Origin of the sequence: Euzebyella saccharophila (genome assembly GCF_014855495.1) — a bacterium.
Taxonomy (GTDB): domain Bacteria; phylum Bacteroidota; class Bacteroidia; order Flavobacteriales; family Flavobacteriaceae; genus Euzebyella; species Euzebyella saccharophila.
On record NZ_JACYFJ010000002.1, the window covers coordinates 210,594 to 228,814 of the forward strand.

An 18,221-nucleotide genomic window follows, 5' to 3' on the forward strand; every position below is an offset into this window, starting at 1 on the left:
AAGCTCGTATTTGTTTTAATAAATAATTAACAAGAAATAAATTACTTTGTTAACAGTCCATAAATTATAATGCCTTTGCCGATATTTATCATCAAGTGGTCTAAAACCTTACACCTTCCTTTCATATATTCAGTTAATTGTATTAAATTAGCGAAATGTAACCGATTGTATTTTAATATAGTTTTTGTAAGAAAACTTCATTTTATACGTTTATAGAATACAAAATTAAGTAGTGAAGGAAAACAATAATTTTCCATCGGAAGATAAGTTATACAGTGTTGCAAGAATTGGTCATTGGTATTTGAACTTTGAAAACCAGACCTCTTCCCTTGACGATGTCACTTGCAGTATTCTAGAAGTTCCTTTAAACTCTACCACAACTCTTGATCACAGCAAAATCTTCTATGTGAATGATGCGGATCACCAACGTATCAATTCCAAACTAAGGGATATTATGCAGTCTGGTGGTGCATTTACAGAAGAAGTTCAACTACAAACGCCTAAGAAAAATATCATCTGGGTCATGTTAGCAGCCTCTGCCGAAATGATAGAAGGTAAATGCAAACTTATCAAGGGGCTCACCATGGATATAACGGCTCAAAAGAAATTGCAAGTTGAATTGAGTACGAGCAATCAACTTTTTAATGTGGCTCAAGAAAAGGCCCAATTAGGACATTGGTTATGGGACGCTAAAACTAAATTGGCGACTTGCTCCGACAATATGTGCGAATTATTGGGAATTGAAAAAGGCTCAGAAGTACCCCTTGAAACTTTATTGAAAGATGTACATCCAGACGATTTGGAGGATGTGCAGGCTAGCTTAGCCATTTCTATGCAAACAAAGGTGTACAAGTCCTTTACCCATAGAATTGTATTTAATGGCCACGTTCGCTACATAAAGGTTATTGGGGAAGTAAATACAGATGAAAATGGAAACATTGTCAGCGTATTGGGTATTTCCCAGGATATAACGGAACAGAAGAATTTTGAGAACGAAATTCTTAGAAAAAACCATTTGCTCAACGTAGCGGAACAAAAAGCACATATGGGCCATTGGTATTGGCAAGACCAAACAGATTATATTTTAGGCTCTTGGAATCTATTTAAGCTTTTTGGAATTGAATTTGAAGAAGAAAAAGCCCCCATAAAATCCCTATTAAAATTTGTTCATCCCAAAGATTTAAAAAAAGTAGAGGAATATAGATCAAGGGCCTTAAAAGAAAGAAAGTTAGACCAACTTGTGTTCAGGATCATTCTTGTTAACAACGAGATTCGTACGTTGATGGTCACCGGAGAAGTATATGAGGACAAGGATAGCGGAAGAATCAAAGAGATTTTAGGGATTTTTCAAGATATAACTGAGCAAAAGACGTTTGAAACCGAAATTCTCAAAAAAAATAATCTATTAAACCTTGCTGAAGAAAAGGCGCTAATGGGCCATTGGCATCTAAAATTAGGGAATAGATATACCACTTGGTCAACTAATTTATTGGCCATGTACGGTATGGATACCAAAGACTCCAAAGTTTCCTTTGAAGAAATGCTGAGCTACGTGCATCCGGATGATAAAAAAATTCTTTTAGAGCATAGAAAAACGGGTGACCGGACAGGAACATTTGAAGATTTTATCCATCGCATTATTTTAAAGGACGGATCGGAAAAAACGCTTAAAGTCAAACAAACCGTTTATACCAATGAAAATGGAGAGATAGAGGACGTAATTGGCGTCTGCCAGGATATTACGCTTCAGTTTAAGGAGGAAGCAAAAATCAGAAATATTTTGGATTCTGCCCCCTACCCCAATCTGATTTTAAATAAGGACGGAATTATTGAAATGGTCAATAATGAGGCCCAAAGAATGTTTGGTTATTCCAATAAGGAGTTGATTGGACAGAACATAAAACTGTTGATTCCGGAAAGATTTTACAGCTCTGGAATACTGCTAAGAGAAGATTTCTTTGACAATCCACGGATAGTGTCGGTCAATGTAGCTGAACAGTTGTTCATGAAGTCCAAGAAAGGCAAGGAAATTCCTGTAGAGGTTACGGTGGGGCCTGTATTTACCAATGAAGGTGTTTTAGGCGCTTGGGTGGCAAGGGATGTAACCAAAGAAATAGAAGACGAAGAAAAAATTCTAGCATCTAAAAAAGAATTAGAAGCGTTGGCAGATGAGCTCAAAGCTCAAAACCATCAACTGGAAGATTTTTCCCATATAACCACTCATAACTTGAGAGCCCCCGTAAATAATCTAAATGCGCTATTATCGCTTTATAAAATTTCAAAACCGGAAGGGGAAAAAGGTATTTTATTTGAAAAATTTGAGAAGGTTATTGACCATTTAACGTTGACACTTGACACCCTTGTGGATACTTTGAAGGTGCAAACAGAAGATACAGTACTTCTAAAAGAACTGTCTTTTTCTAGCGTACTTAGTAAAACACAGGAAATTTTAACGGCTGAAATCGAAAAAACGGGAGCTACTATTTCTGCTGATTTCTCACAAATAGATTCCATAGTCTACAACCCAATTTACATGGACAGTATTTTTCAAAATCTCATAGGGAATGCCTTAAAGTATAAGCATCCGGACAGAAAACCTGTGATTGAGATAACCTCAAAAATAAAGGGTGATCATATTCACTTGATTTTTAAGGATAATGGTCTGGGAATGAACTTGGAACGATATGGTGATAAGTTGTTCAAGATGAACAAGGTATTTCATAAGCACCCAGAAGCAAAAGGTGTTGGGCTATATATGACCAAGACCCAAATTGAATCCTTAGGTGGTAAAATTTCTGCCATAAGTAAGGTGAATGAGGGCTCTACCTTTACTATTGAATTGGTACAGTAAGTAAAGCCCTGGTAGATTCATTTAAAAAGAAATGTTCACAAAAGGTATTATTGGACTCGTATAAACGCTTTCATCCTCTTTGTAAAGCACATTGTATTTAACTCCCAAAGCTATTTTATTGGTGACATTTAATCCGGCACCTACAAATAGAATGGATTCCCAAAAATTATCCTTTATATCTCCGTTCAAAGTTTCTTGTTTCGTATTGACGTTTAACTCCGCAAATTCTACCAAGGTGATCAATTTTTTAACCGGGCTATACTGAGTTAATAAGTTAATACCAAATGTGGTTGTGCTCTGTACATCTTTTATGGCCGTATAATTACCCTGCAAGCCAGCTCCAAAACTTACTTTATCACTCACGGCATACATTAAATTAGGTGAAAGACCAATGTTGGTGCCTCCAACAAAACTCAATCCAAAACCGCACCCAAAAGTGAGTTTTTTATTTACCACTCCCGTACTATCTACCACCGCAATATCCGTAGTGGTTTGCGCAAAGGAGATTGAGGAATAAAGAAAAACAGCAAGACTAATTAAATGAGGGGTGAATTTTTTCATTTTAAATAAAGGTTGGTTAATGCTACATTTATATTTGGCTGTAATATATATTTTTTTGTTAAAGAATTTATTGAGGATGCCATTAAAAATTGAAATTCAAAAAGTTAGGGAAGTAAAACAATCTTCTTTTTACGTTCTGTTCTGAGTTTTTTCTTCAATCCATTTGGCCATAAATTTTGTGGCCTGCATACTTTGATGGTGCAACAAGGATCCGGTAAAATTGCTGCTTCTATGTTCCTTTAAATTTGAAAATAGAAAATTCAGCTTTTGAACTAAGTTATTCATCAATCGATTTTCTTCATAAAATTCATTGATAATTCTACTTCCTGCTATTTGAGCTTTACTCCATAATTGTTCGTCTGAATATATTTCTATGCATCTCTGGGCGAAATCGTCCGCAGAATCCGCTATAAAACCGTTCCAATCCATGTTATCATGCATTCCTTCTGCACCACTGGATGTAGTAACGTTTGGAGTACCCTTTTGCATCCCCATGATGAGCTTTCCTTTAATTCCTGCTCCGTACCGTAGTGGGGCAATATTTACTTTTTTAGTACTCATTTCCAAGCCCGCATCCTCTATCCAACCTTTGATTAAAAATCCTTGCTTTGGTTGATGAATTTCCAATAGTTGTTGTGGAAAATAGGCTCCGTATATATGTACTTGAGCATTGGGCAGCGCTTTTCTGATCTTAGGCCAAATTTCATTTTTTAACCATAAAATACCATCTACATTAGGAAGATGTTTACCGGTACCAATACAGATAAAATCTTTTCGCTCATTAAAATTAGGCCATGAATTTATATATCTCTTGCTTATCTCAGGAAGCATAAATGGTAAATGCATTAACAGATTCGAAGAGGTTTTGAGGATGCCTTTAAGTAGGTCAAACTCATAGGAGCTAATAATCAATGAAAGGTCACATCTATAAATACTGGCCACTTCACGCTTTGTAAGATCATTGAGATACCAGTTGGCCAAGGTAAACTCCTCCCCTTTCTTTAAAGCTATCTCCCTAGTTTTACGTAAGGAGTGTAAATCTTCGGTATCCAATATTTTAAGGGCTTCAGGCGTGTGCTCCGTTACCCGCCACCCAAATTGTTCTTCCGTTAAGAACCGGTCAAAAACCACAACATTTGGGCGCAATGTTTTTATATATTCATCGAAATTGCTGTTGTTGAGTTCAATTTCAGACATCTGAATTCCTAAATCGGTCAAATCGGTTGAATGTATGTCCATTTTGGCCGTGGAAGCAAATGTGATTTGACACTTATGGTCCAAAAAAAAATGTAAGAGCTGCATTATTCGGTTTCCTGCAGCCGTGGTCTTGGGCTCCGGCCAGTTATAACCAATAAATAAAACGGTGGAGTTTGCTAATTGCATGCCATTTTCTTTAATGGCACAAAATAAAGGCAATTTAGGGAACTAGTAATTGTAGGCTACATTTTTTCAGCGAACATTCTGGAAATGGCAGACCGCAGTTTACGCTCATAATCTTCTTCCAACCACTCCTTATAGTTTTTGGTATTGTTCATTATGCAATAGGAGTACTGTCTCACACGATATGCGATTTCATCCTTAAGCTCTTTGGCCAAAATACGGGCATCAAATACATCTTCAGCGTTTTCTACACAGATTTTGGCGTGTTGTTCAATACTTTTCTGGATAACGATTTTAGATTTTTGCCCTTGGGCGAATACTTTTTTGTATTCGGCCTTAATATCATATTGTATTTCAGAAGACTTACTGAATTTCGCCCTCAAATCAGGAGGCATTTCATAAACAAAATCCCGCTCTATTTCCTCGTCATTTTTAATATTTTCCAAATAGAAATCCGGGAAGTGAAAAATTTCCTGCCAATCTATGGGAGCGTCCCACATGCCAAAACGAGCCACATTATTGCCCAGATCAACTACAGTAAATTCATCTTTGTTGGGCAAAATACGGCTACCCCTTCCTATCATTTGAAAATACAGCGTCAATGATCTGGTAGCGCGATTAAGGATAATTGTTTCCACAGTTGGTTCATCAAATCCGGTTGTTAGAATGCTTACAGAGGACAATATGGCATCCGGAGTATTGGAAAACCAATCCAATATTTCCTTACGCTCACTTGCCGTATTTTTATTATCCAAGTGGCGTACATTGTAGCCCGCTTTCTTAAAGGTCTCATAAACGTAATGGGATGTGTTTATTCCGTTATTGAAAATAAGGGTTTTGGTTCCTTCCGCTATTTCTTTATAGGCTGAAAGCAATTTGGTAAGCATACCATGATTGCTATAAAGCTCATCTGATGACTTCACCGTATAATCACCACTTATTCCCAGTTTTAGGCTTTGTAAGCTTACGTCGTAATTATACACATTGGCCTTGGCCAAGAAGTTTTTCTTAATCAAAGAACCAATGGACTCCCCTACGATCAACTTTTGATAGTTGTCCTTCATCGGGAGCTTTATGTTGGAGCTTAAGGGCGTAGCTGTAACTCCAAGAATAGTAGATTTGTTGAAGTACTTGAAAAGTTTACGGAAAGAATTGTAATGGGCCTCATCAATAATTACAAGCCCAATGTTATTAATTTCAACCTTTTCTTCCTGCAATCTATTGTTCAGGGTTTCTACCATGGCCACAAAGCACATGTAATCATCTTGATCGGTAAGTTCTTTTACCTCACTATTTATGATTTTATTCCTGACCCCAAAGCCTTTTAGCATTTTGGAGGTTTGAACACTTAATTCAATACGGTGGGTCAAAACGACCACTTTTTTCCCAGTTTGCTGAATGTACCTGCGTGCAATCTCAGAAAAGACCACCGTTTTTCCGCCTCCAGTGGGTAATTGGTATAACAAGTTGCCCTTGGATTCTTCGTCTTCCAGATGTTCAAAAATCTTGTGGAGATCCTGAATTTGGTAATCGTAGAGTTTCTTTTCCGCTTTGTTCGATTTAACTTCCAAGTAGGTGGTCGTATTTAATTTAATACTTTGTTTACTCTGAGATTTAGGCCCAACCTCAATTTGCAAAACTAAAGGAAAATTGTGTGTGGATGAAATGAATATCTTGAATAGGTGACTTGGGATTGCAATAAAAATGCTATTCAGAAGCTAAAAACAAAACAGTTTTTTTAATTAGTGGTCTAATTATCAATGATATCCAAAGCTCTGGAAAAACCTTCTGAATACATCCAATTTTTTTCTTGACTTTCCTTATAAATTTTAATTATTCGGTCTTTAAATTGAGGTAAAAGGGCATTTATAGAAACAAATTGAAGGACTTCTTTAAAGGAATTGAGCATACTTTTAAAAAAAGCTTCGTTCACATTTCGTTCTTGGGCGAACAGTTGGGCTATTTCCAAGTTATAAAGCATTACATCTGCTATCAAAGGAGGGTTCACTCCCAATTTTATAAAGTGTTTGATATATTTTTGAGCAACCGATCTTCTGGCCCGGGGCCTTTTTCTTTTCACCGGAAAATATTCATTGCTGATTTTGGTTTTAGCTTCTTGAACAAGTTTATCCTCTCTTGGATTAAAGATAAAGTTATAGTACTCCTTAACGACAGGAAAGCGCTCATATAAATCCAATACCTGTTCCTCCAACGCTGTTTTTGGTACTTCTTTTAAGTACTTCTTAAGGGCTCTCTTACTCATTAATTTATTTAAACTTCAAAGGTATGATTCCAATTTGTAACACAAATTCATTTTGTAGGTAAATCTTAAACTTCTCATAAATTATGTATAACAATACTGACAATTCTTTGGAAAAGACCAAATAAAAGTGTATTATGAGAACTTGTAGTAATTATAAACATAAGCAAAATATATGAGGCAACTTAAGATAATCAAGCAGGTAACCAATAGAGAATCAAAATCATTGGATAAATACTTGCAGGATATCAGTAAAATAGACCTGATCAATGCAGCCGAGGAGGTTGAACTTGCACAGAGAATTCGTGCCGGCGATCAGATAGCACTGGAAAGATTGACCACTGCCAACCTACGATTTGTGGTTTCGGTTGCCAAGCAATATCAAAATCAAGGTCTTAAACTCCCGGATTTGATCAATGAGGGTAATTTGGGTCTTGTAAAGGCCGCCAAAAGATTTGATGAAACACGTGGATTTAAGTTTATTTCCTATGCCGTTTGGTGGATCAGACAATCTATCCTACAAGCGCTTGCAGAACAATCAAGGGTTGTTAGGCTACCGTTGAATAAAATTGGGTCCATCAACAAAATAAAAAAGACATTTTCTTATTTGGAACAGGCGCACGAGCGTCCGCCTTCCGCTGAAGAAATTGCCAAAGAGTTGGAAATGACCGTTAGTGAAGTGAAGCAATCCATGAAAAATTCTGGAAGACATGTATCCATGGATGCCCCCTTACGCGAAGGGGAAGATTCTAACTTGTACGATGTTTTGCGTTCAGGAGAATCTCCAAAACCCGATAAAACCTTAATGCAACAGTCCCTAAACACGGAAATCAACCGTGCTTTGGAAACGCTTTCTCCCAGAGAGGCAGATGTGGTTAAATTGTATTACGGAATAGGAGACCAACAATCAATGACGTTGGCAGAAATAGGTCAGACTTTTGATTTGACCCGAGAAAGGGTAAGACAAATAAGGGAAAAGGCCATTCGTAAATTACGCCATAATTCAAGAAGTAAATTATTGAAGGCTTACTTGGGATAATACGTTGCCCTCCAAAAAACAAAAGGCTCCAATAAATGGAGCCTTTTTTGTACAACTAAGTAATTAACTAAAAAACACTATGAATAGTTTAATTTGCTTATTTCTTGACTTTTAAGAATTTCGTTTAGACTTTCAATAAAGCTCATGTACGCTGCATTGTCTGGATTCTGTGCCATAGTAGTAGGTTTTAAATTAAGAATTAGGACTTGGTTTTGGGGGATTACATATAATCCAATTCTACCAACTCATTTACGCTTAAGATTTCGTTTAGTTCTTGTAAGAAAGAAAGGTATTCTTCTCCGTAAGTGTCGTAAAGCATGATATTATAGGTTAAGTTAGACTTTTATTGCTTTCAGCGATTTGGGTCGCTTAATTTTCTATAGTAAAACTATTCATAAGCCCTTAGCCCTACAACAAATTGTGGTGTAAGGCCTTTTTTTTGTTGTAAAACCTGTTTTTTACAAAACTTGACATTAAAAAGGATGCTTTTTTGTTGTAAAAGTTGATTTTTTGATTGGATGGATATTTTCTACAGAACTTATTCGCTATGGGTCATCATATAAGCACTTTTTGGTACCTTATTCAATTAGCGCTAAAATTGACAATAACAAGCCCTCCTTTTCGTTTTTTACATATTAAAGAACCGCTTTTACTTGGCTAAAATAATTACGGATGCAAACCTATACTTCACAGCCTATTGCCAAAGCCTTGGGTCGCCTATTATTTTCTTTATTCTTTCTAAATACTTTTCTGATATCGGCGCAAGGGAATGGGGAGATTAAAATCAATAGCTTTAGTTTTAATGCCCAACAAAAAAGCAATTTTGCAATACTGGGTGCAGAAGAATATGTGGAAAGAGGATTAACAATAATTCACCTCATGGGTGAAACTAGGTATGAATTCAAATCTTTTGATACCTACGGTAGTGCAGAGGCTTGCAAAGAGTTTGTTGAAGTAATTGGAAAAATGGAAAAGGACCAAGCACGTTACATAGTCTTGGCACATGATTCTGCTGCAAATGAAACTTTATCAAATTCACAGGAACTTAACTCCCTTGGTTTTCTTAAGCTTTTAGAACTCAAAGGCAGACAGGCCTATATTCTTCATAATCTAAATGGCGAAACCTCAGAGGCAATTCATGATGTCTCGTTAAATGTAACCTTATCAATCCCTAACACCATAAATGATGGCAAAGTTTATTTCCCTAAAGAAACCTACGAATTTGAACCCAGCGTCGATCGCTATATAGCGCATGCGGGTGGAGAAATTGACAAAGTACGGTATACCAACACCATAGAGGCATTGGATGTAAATTACAAGAAGGGTTTCAGGCTATTTGAACTAGATATTATAGAAACTTCGGATGGTGAGTGGGTAGCTGCCCATGATTGGGAAATGTGGAGCAGGTTTACGGATTATACGGGTGAACTGCCCCCTACCCTTGCGGAGTTTAAAAAGCACACTATTTATGGAGATTATCATACCATGGACATAAACGATATCAACCATTGGTTTTCAAATCATAAAGATGCGATTCTTGTAACAGATAAAATAAATGAACCTGTAAAGTTTGCCAATGCATTTGTGGATAAGGACCGATTGATTATGGAATTGTTCAGTCAATTATCCATTGAAGAGGCTACTCAACATGGAATAAAAGTGATGATGTCCCAAGAACCCTTATTGAGGTTAAAAGGCGATAAAGCGGACTATTTGACCATTAACAACATTGAGCACGTGGCAGTATCCAGAAGAATAATTTCAAGCAAGAAGAAATTGATGCTTCAATTAAAGGAGAAGGGAATCAAAGTATATGTCTTTAACGTAAACTTTGATCCTGGCAAGGATGAAAAATATGTGTATGAAAATGAATTAGGCTTGGTTTATGGCATGTATGCCGATAGATGGGCTTTTGATTCCGGAAAAACCAAAGACGAACCCACCAAATAAACGGGAAACCAAAATTGATACATCAGAATTTAACCTGATAGGTAATTCCAGCTGAAATTCCATAGAAAAATTTGCCCGCCGCAAATGCCAACTCCTGTCGTGTGGCACCAAGATTGGCTCTGTAGGCATTTTGATTGTTCTTGCCTGTAAATTGGTACTCTAGGCTTAATCGTTGAGATTCTACGTATAGTAGGGTTTCCGCGAGCAACTCATCACCTGATATTATTTGTCTCAATTCTGGGGAATAGCCCATTCCTACATTTACCCCAAAGAAATTTTCTGCATCCTTTAAATATTTTCTAACTAAAAGATTACCCGCAAAGCGCGTAAGATTGTCGGGTTTTGGTGTAATGTATGAACGTAGTGAAAAGTAATAATTGCCTCTGTAGTGCCCTAAGGAATTAGTAATTACGTTGACGTCTCCACTTTCAAAAGTAATATGCCTGCCCCCAGCTGAAAATTCAATAGCTCCCGGAAGATTCACATAAAGGTCTCCCCCAAACTTATGCTCAGGATAAATGGAAGAATTGGAATATCCGTAATTTAAATACGCATAGAAACGTTTGGAAAATTTAGGATAAAAATCCAAATCATACTGTATTCCGTTTTTTCCTAACCTATTGCTATAATTTAGTCTTGGAATTAAAGCTCCGGCCATGGTTTGTCTTCGGTAGGATATACTGGTATAGATCATGGGGTCATAACGCTGATCAAAAACAGTAACCGCGTTTCGTATATCAATTCTATTATTGAATTTGTCCTTTTCAACAGGCGTTTTTATAATAGAGGACGCTACTTGTTCTTCTTCTTTGCCTCCTTCATCCTCTTCTTCTATAATTTTTTCTTTTGCTTCCTTAAGACTCTTTTTGTTTTTTGACGAAATGGCAGATTCCAAATTATACCATCCGTTTTCCGAATATTCCTTAGACTCCACCCTGCTCTTAGAAATTAACTTTAATCGCTCTATTTCATTTTCTTTATCTAAATAGGACAAGGCCTTATTTGCCAGTCCTAGGGCAATACTCTCATTTTTAGCGTAGAGTTCATTTTTAATAGCACCTATCCATGCGGCTTTATGGTTTCTATTATTGGTAGTTACTGTATTATACTCTCTACGGGCCGCATCATATTGTCTGTCCCAACTGTAGGTATTGGCCAATAGGGTTCGGGCATCTGCATGATTGGGTTGCTTTTCTAAAAATGATATCAATAGAGCCTTTGCCTTGCCGTGTTCCCCTTTATATGCAAGTTCATATGCTTCATCATAGCTGTCTTGTATAGCGTTGTTAAAAGCCAAATCCTGTGCTACGCTCCAATTTAATGTTAGCAGGCAAAAAAGGATAATATATGGCATATGAAGCTTCATCTTTAAATTGGGGATTCTTCTGATTTTAATCTTTTATTAAGAGCAATACCATTTTTCCTGGCCAAAATTTTAGCTCTGTTTATTTTGTCTTTTATTTCATGGGCACTAGAGCTGTTCTCCTCAACCATATCTATCAGTTCCAAGCCCTCTTTAAAACGATCGGACCAATAGTACACATCAAATAAGGCCGAATAAGAGTCAATGTAATTAGGGTTCATTTTTATGCATTCCTTTAAAATTTTGATGGAGGAGGCATAATCACCGCTCCATACACTAACCCTGCCCATGAGCACTTTTGTATCTATATGGCTTGGAGATTCTGATAAAATATACCTACAGAGCAACAATGCTTTATCATACTCTTTTTTAAACGCTAAAGCTCTGGCTTTCATATAAACTTTATCAAAATTCTCACCGTTATAGACGCTGTTGATCCAGATAATTTCGCTATCCGTAAATTTTTCCTTTTTTACGCTAAAAATTGCGAGGCTGTCCGGTATAATTTTGTTGTTGTTGGTAACATAGGAGTTCATTGACTTAAAAGACCTCAATTTTGTTTCCAAATTAGAACCTCCAAAAGCACTATGAACATCTAAATTTTCATCAAGATTAAAGACATTACCATTGGAGTAGAATTTTTCTCCACTAATGTATTCCTTCAGCTCATTTTTGTTCCTCATTAACGGAATTTCCTTAGTACCCCTAAAATCTTGGTTCATATCCAAGGCATCTCCCATCCAAGCAACTTTTTTAGGCATTTTCATTTCATACTCAGCATCCAGAAGTGCCAGTAGGCTTGGAGTTACATCAAAATGTGAATTTATGGCACTAATTTTTTTAGTTTCTTTTAGCAGAGGACTATAAATAATAAGAGGAACGTGGAAGCGGCTTAAATTATTTCTTTGCGGAATAGGTATAAGCCTATGGTCTCCGGTAATCACAAAAATGGTATTATCGTACCCCGGTTGTTTTTTGTATTCTTCAAATACATATTCCAAGGCTTCATCCGTATATAGCAAGGTTGCAAAAACATTGCTGTTTTTTTCTATAATTTTTTTGGTTTTCCCCTCGTACGGGCCTTGTGATAGAATTTTCTGGGCCTTCTTCTCATAAACTTCCGGTTGCGGTGGAATAAAAGGCTCATGCGTACTTATGGTCATATATACCTCCATTCTTGGGGCTTCCTCATTTCTGGGAAGACTCATACTCTTTTTAAACAGTTCCTTATCCGGATAGCCCCAAGAGGAACCTGCGGCATCTTCGGCCTGCATGGTATATTTACTTCCAAAGCCTGATTTGTCCAATACAAAGTCTACATTTTCGCTATTTAAAAAGCGGTCTACATTGTCAAACGCACTATTGGTTCCTTGATAGAAAGCTGTGCTATATCCATTATTTTTAAGTACCCCATAAAGGGTAAGCTTATTTGGATATTTCTCAAGTTCCATAAAACCACTTTTTCCAAAGGGAAGCGATCCCATTAAAGATGGTAGTACTCCAAAAGTTCTACCGGTATTACTCAAACAATTCTCCCAATAGAGGGATTTTGTGGTCAACTTATCAAGGAAGGGCGTATAGCCCCCAAATTCCGCACCTTCACCAACAAAGTCCCTACCAAGGCCTTCAATCATGATGAAAACTATATGGGGTTTTTCCTTTTTAAGATCAAAATAGGGGCCTAATACATTTTCAGTTTTTTTGGTTTTTATAAGCGGATACTCTACTTCGGAATTATAGGAAGTGTCCTCCGTGGAAGACTCGTAAATATTAAGTGCTAGATATTGCGTTTTATTGTGGTCAATGGGCTTACCTTCCAAAAAGAGTGTCATAATGAACATACTGAACAAAATGATCGTGAAAGGATACATTCTGCTTATGTAGTGGTAGTGCTTACTCGTAAGCTTATATAGTCCGAAAAATAGGCCGATTATTACCGCGACCCCAATTATTAAAGAGAAGGAAAGACCTCCAGAATTGGCAATCGTCATTCTTATATCCTCAAAACTATACCCTAGTAAATCTGAACCAAGTGGCACCAAAGCTGTACAGAAATAACTAATTAGCATGGCCTCTATGATCAACAAAATAATGAGCAATACAAATATGAGGTTGAAGCCATACTTTGGTCTAAGATTCTCCCAAAAGTTAAACGGGAATACAAGTAATACACCAACAATGGAAGCATATCCTATTTGATGTACGGCCGCAATTAAGAAACTGGTGCCAATAATTGTGTCCACAACCCCCTTTAAGTACAGGGTAGCGTATTGATAAAGGGTAAGCACCAAAAGACTACCAAAAAATGAAATGATCATTCTGGTGTAGTGCTTTAAACTGTATCTATCAATTTTACTGGTATTCATATTCTTTAGGTTGCTTTTGCAAAACCTTTTCTAACTTGTGACCCCCACCCGGATTTAATTTTAAACAGTTTCTTATAATTACCCCTCACTGCGGACCATACTACGATGGGATGAAAAGCAATTGGTTCTATTATTGCGCAGAACATCAATATTAAAATGTCTTTCGTCTTTTTATACTCATTGTAGCTATACACATCCCAAAGGATGGCATAAAAGGAGAACATAACGGAGAACACATAGACCATGACGGTAATGGCAATGAAAAAATCCCAATTTAGTATTCCCAAATACATAAAGAGAATAATGGTGAAGAACCCAAAAAATTCCATTAATGGAGCGAGCCATTCATAAAAAAACCAATAAGGATAACTTAGTAGTCCCAAGCGCCCATAACGGGAATTAAAGAACATATCCTTGTGCTTAAAAAGGGTCTCCAAATTACCCCTAGCCCAGCGATCTCTCTGATTAATCAAAATTTTCATGTCTTCCGGAACTTCCGTCCAACATAAAGGGTCAGGAATATACTCGATGGTATAGGGTTCCCGCTTATCATGCATATATCTCCTCATCTTAAAGACAATTTCCATGTCCTCGCCCACTGTGCCTGTATCATAACCTCCCACCTCCAAAGCAATTTCCCTGTCAAAAAAACCGAAAGCACCTGAGATGATCAACAAACTGTCAATACGCCCCCAAGCCATTCTTCCAAGAATAAAAGAGCGTGTATATTCCAGTAATTGAAAGCGGGCCAACCAGCTTTTGGGCAACCGTATTTCTTCTAATTGACCTCCTTCTATCACACAGGAATTAGCTACTCTTATGACACCTCCTACGGCTATAACCCTTTTTTCGGAACGTTGATAAAAAGACTTGACCACATGTAATAACGCATCAGGAAGTAAAAGACAATCTACATCTATACAACCTACATACCTACTGGTAGACAAGGCCATCCCGGTATTTAATGCATCTGATTTTCCTCCGTTTTCCTTATCGATTACCGTTAATTTTGCAAATGCCCTGTGAGGTGATTTGTAAACCCCTCTTATGAGTTTGTTCTTCCAATTAGGATCAATTTCAAAATCAATTTTCTCAAGGTCATAGGCATCAATCATTTTTTGGAGGGTATCATCCTTGCTCCCATCGTTTACCACCATCACCTCATAATTCACATACCTAAGGGACATTAAAGACCGTATATTTTCAACTATGGTAAGTCCTTCATTGTAGGCAGGTGCAATTATGGTGATACTGGGTGAAAGTGGCGAAGCCATAATTTTAGATAGGTCTCCAAAACTATTTTTCTTTCTATAATGGATGGAATTTCTTGTTGATAGATAGCCCATAATGGTAAAAAGGGTAAATAGAATGACCGTAAACATTAAGAAAACAATGTTTATGTATTCTAGGGCTATATCAAAAAAAGTTGTATCCATATTTTATCTATGGAAGGCCTTTGTGAACTGATAAATTTGGAACATTAACGAGGCCCCGTTGGGGGTAATTTCTACGGCCTCCACTGGTAATTCCAATATTTTCTTGGGATAGGTTTTATCAAGAACTTCAGAAACTTCAAAGTCAATAGTAAAAAGCTCTTCATCAAAGTATTCATTCCCATCAATCTCGCTAATTACCTCTTGGTATTCTTCCGTGGTATAGGTAACACTTGGGTTTTCCTTGGCCATTTGATGATCAAAAAGTTCTTTGGTAAGCACTTCATCATCTACTTTTTTTTTAAAACTTTTGGTATCTGATTTATTTGAAACCTTTGCCACCAAAGTTTTAAGAACAGTTTGGGCCTTTTTTCTAATCTGAGGATCGGGGTCTTCCAAAAGATTGTCCAAAAACTCAATTTCCTTTTCGTCCCCTACAGCCACCACTTCATCTAAAAGAATTAATTTGGCCTCTGTGTCTATACTTTTGAATAAGTCTGCAAAAACACTGAAGTTTGGTAGGTTTAGGGGTGCCGATTCTTCTTTTTTGGTCTTTTTGTTTTCAGTAATATGTTGTGAAAATGAAGCAATCAGTTGACTTATTCTGTCTTTAATGAACGTTTTGGTTTCACCTTCCAATAACTCTTCTAGTAACGGTATTTCCCTATGGTCTCCTAATTCCTGAAGGTCATCTAATAGGCCCATCATATAGGTCTCGTGCTCATCATAATAAATAGGTTCTGGAATAAGGTTTGAGTAGCTTTTATCATCAGATGAGGAGTTGTTTATTTCCTCATATTCTACTTCTATTTGCCCCAACTCATTTTGCTCCATCAACCAAGAAATAACATCATCTGCATTAGAACTATCCGCATCAATACTAACTTTTGCCATTGGCTCTTCCTCCAGTTCAAAGACCGGCTCTGTAGATTCTATTGGGGTTTTGCCGGATTGTTCAAAATCTATTTCAAAATCAGATAGCGTGTAACCTTCCAAGGTAGTCAGATTTGGTTCCTTTGCTTCCTCACTAGGTAATTCTAGTTCTTGCTCCTCCTTTGTAGGCTCAAAACTACCATCGGTTACCAATGGTAGAAAATTTAAGTCCTCTATTTCCTCCGGTGAATTTTCAACTTCACTGTTATCTATTGCTTGCGATTCTTCTTCGCTATCAATTACAATGGGAAGAAATTGAAAATCACTGATGTCTAAATCAAAATCAACATTTTCAATGGGATTTGGAATATCCTCCACCTTTATTACCTCGTACGCTACCTCTATTTGACGGATATCTTTCTCAGGTTGGTGTGAATCATTCATGATTGAATTGTTTTGGTGGTATAAGTCATTTGATTCTTGGATAACAATGGGCAAAAAATTAAAGTCAAGGTCTATTGATGATGAAGGTTGATCGCTATAATCTTCCGTAAGTTCAATAGAACCTAAAGACGCTGTGGTAAAGGAATACTTCTCGGATTCAATAACGGATTGCTCTTTATGTTCATCGTTAATTGGCACTTCTTCCTTTGAGGGTTCCCTAGAAACATCGGTTTCTTCTTTTTCCTCAGGTTTTTCTTGAGCAATTTCTAATTGCTGTTCAACAACAACAATAGGGTTCTCTTCTGTTGTTTCACTTTCCGTTTGCCCTATGGGCATTTCATTATCCTTTATCTCTTTTTCCTTTTCCAGATTTGAAGGCGATTTGATTTCATTGCTCGTCCCTATTGAAGATTCATTTTCTGTAGTCAAGGAACTTGTTTGATGGTCTTCAGAAGATACATCTTCCATTTTTTTAGCAGACATTCTATTTTTGATTGCTTCAATGGCTTCTTGAGATAAAACTTCTTCTTGATCTTCTACTTGTTCTGTGTTTTGCTCATTGGTTTCTTGAGGTTCTAATTCTTTTGGTTTTTCTATCGGCAAATTAGAAAGAAGAGGTTGTATGCCCTTGTTGTCCAATCCCTCCGTAGGCATAATGGTATCTGGTGAAATCATATTTATAGCACCAAAAGCCTTGCTTTTAACTGCAAAATTTCCTTCGCTGTCCGCTACTTTTTCCAAGAATGCTATATCCGTATCACTACCTAATTCACCAATGGTTCCCAAAATACTTACTTTAATATCCACATTACATTTTGGGAAAACCTGTTTTAGCATTGGGATGGCATCGGTAACATAGAATTCCTGAATGCATTGTATGGCCTCTGTTTTGATTTGGTTATTTCTGTGCTTTACCAATTCAATAAGGGCCGCGTTGGCATCGTTCTGGTTGTAATGTTTTATAAGGCGAATGGCAAATAGCACTACATGTTTATTGGTACTGGTAAGCCAATATTTAAAACGAGGAGGTTCAAAATTTTCTCTATTTCTTAGTACATCTAGTAGTTTCAGTTGTTGCCACTCAGAAATTTTGTAGCGAGTAGTGTCCAAAAAATAGTTGATTCCCTCCGGTTTGAGGGTTACAGCAGCTATTTCTGCTTGTTTTCTAACGGTATGTCTACGATCATTTATAAACTTGATAATAAAACTATAGGCAGGTTCTACCTGCATTTGAGTCAAATGAGAAATACCTTTTGCAATAACTTCCCATTTCCAACTTTTTAGCTTTTCGTAGGCATCTTGGTCAAGTCCCAGGTCTTGATATAATTTAAAAAGTCTTTGTTTGGTATCCCCAGAAACATCCTTCCGTAAATCCAGTAATACCTCGGTAAGAATTTTTCGGTTGAAATCGTTCTTAATCAGTTCCCTTATCTGTATTTTAAGATCTATATAATTTGATTTCTCCTCTTTATCGGCATTTTCCTCGTAGAACAAAAATTCACTAACCATTGGGGAAAGCTCCATTTTGCGCTTTTTGGTTTTGGAAGATTTATAGGAAATATTGTTTCTAAAGATAAATACCGAAACAAAATAAAGTGCCGCTAAGGAAATGAATACAATGGTAAGTATCCACAACGAATCAGTATCGATTTTTGGTGCAGTTACAAAAAGAAAAATGGTATGTATCGCCCGTATTAGCAA

At 36.9% G+C, this 18,221-nt stretch carries 11 protein-coding genes; 3 read left to right on the top strand and 8 right to left on the bottom strand.

Annotated elements, in window-relative coordinates; all coding sequences use genetic code 11:
• Positions 1-232: 232 nt before the first annotated feature.
• Positions 233-2,851, top strand: a complete 2,619-nt coding sequence (locus tag IL355_RS07350) for a PAS domain S-box protein (protein ID WP_192461533.1) — start codon at positions 233-235, stop codon at positions 2,849-2,851.
• A 21-nt stretch (positions 2,852-2,872) separates the two neighbouring features.
• On the opposite strand, the gene IL355_RS07355 is transcribed toward IL355_RS07350, so the two are convergent.
• From IL355_RS07355 to IL355_RS07370, 4 genes are all read right to left on the bottom strand, one after another.
• Positions 2,873-3,412 carry a hypothetical protein gene (locus tag IL355_RS07355; RefSeq protein WP_192461534.1) on the bottom strand — a complete coding sequence of 180 codons (540 nt, stop codon included), beginning with the start codon at positions 3,410-3,412 and terminating at the stop codon, positions 2,873-2,875.
• 129 nt (positions 3,413-3,541) lie between these two features.
• Complete coding sequence (locus IL355_RS07360; protein WP_192461535.1) at positions 3,542-4,795, bottom strand: glycosyltransferase; 1,254 nt, start codon at positions 4,793-4,795, stop codon at positions 3,542-3,544.
• A 56-nt stretch (positions 4,796-4,851) separates the two neighbouring features.
• The gene (locus tag IL355_RS07365) at positions 4,852-6,363 is read right to left on the bottom strand and encodes a DEAD/DEAH box helicase (protein WP_192461536.1); all 1,512 of its coding nucleotides are present in this window, start codon (positions 6,361-6,363) and stop codon (positions 4,852-4,854) included.
• 179 nt (positions 6,364-6,542) lie between these two features.
• On the bottom strand, positions 6,543-7,055 hold the full coding sequence (locus tag IL355_RS07370; RefSeq protein ID WP_192461537.1) for a DUF6155 family protein: 513 nt from the start codon (positions 7,053-7,055) through the stop codon (positions 6,543-6,545).
• Between the two features lie 172 nt (positions 7,056-7,227).
• Here IL355_RS07370 and IL355_RS07375 point away from each other — a divergent pair, with 172 nt between their 5' ends.
• Both IL355_RS07375 and IL355_RS07380 read left to right on the top strand, forming a co-directional pair.
• Positions 7,228-8,091, top strand: coding sequence for a sigma-70 family RNA polymerase sigma factor (locus IL355_RS07375; protein ID WP_187458942.1), 864 nt, complete (start codon positions 7,228-7,230; stop codon positions 8,089-8,091).
• Positions 8,092-8,763: 672 nt separating this feature from the next.
• Positions 8,764-10,041 (top strand): PI-PLC domain-containing protein, encoded by a 1,278-nt coding sequence (locus tag IL355_RS07380; RefSeq protein WP_192461538.1) that lies wholly within the window; start codon positions 8,764-8,766, stop codon positions 10,039-10,041.
• Positions 10,042-10,063: 22 nt separating this feature from the next.
• Here IL355_RS07380 and IL355_RS07385 read toward each other — a convergent pair whose 3' ends face one another.
• The 4 genes from IL355_RS07385 to IL355_RS07400 are packed head-to-tail and all read right to left on the bottom strand — an operon-like array spanning position 10,064 to position 18,221.
• The gene (locus IL355_RS07385) at positions 10,064-11,395 is read right to left on the bottom strand and encodes a YaiO family outer membrane beta-barrel protein (protein ID WP_192461539.1); all 1,332 of its coding nucleotides are present in this window, start codon (positions 11,393-11,395) and stop codon (positions 10,064-10,066) included.
• A gap of 14 nt (positions 11,396-11,409) precedes the next feature.
• A complete protein-coding gene (locus tag IL355_RS07390; protein ID WP_192461540.1) occupies positions 11,410-13,770 on the bottom strand; it encodes a sulfatase-like hydrolase/transferase in 2,361 nt (786 codons plus the stop codon).
• Between the two features lie 5 nt (positions 13,771-13,775).
• Positions 13,776-15,206: a glycosyltransferase family 2 protein gene (locus IL355_RS07395; RefSeq protein ID WP_192461541.1), complete on the bottom strand. Its 1,431-nt coding sequence runs from the start codon at positions 15,204-15,206 to the stop codon at positions 13,776-13,778.
• 3 nt (positions 15,207-15,209) lie between these two features.
• On the bottom strand, positions 15,210-18,221 hold the full coding sequence (locus IL355_RS07400) for a HEAT repeat domain-containing protein (protein WP_192461542.1): 3,012 nt from the start codon (positions 18,219-18,221) through the stop codon (positions 15,210-15,212).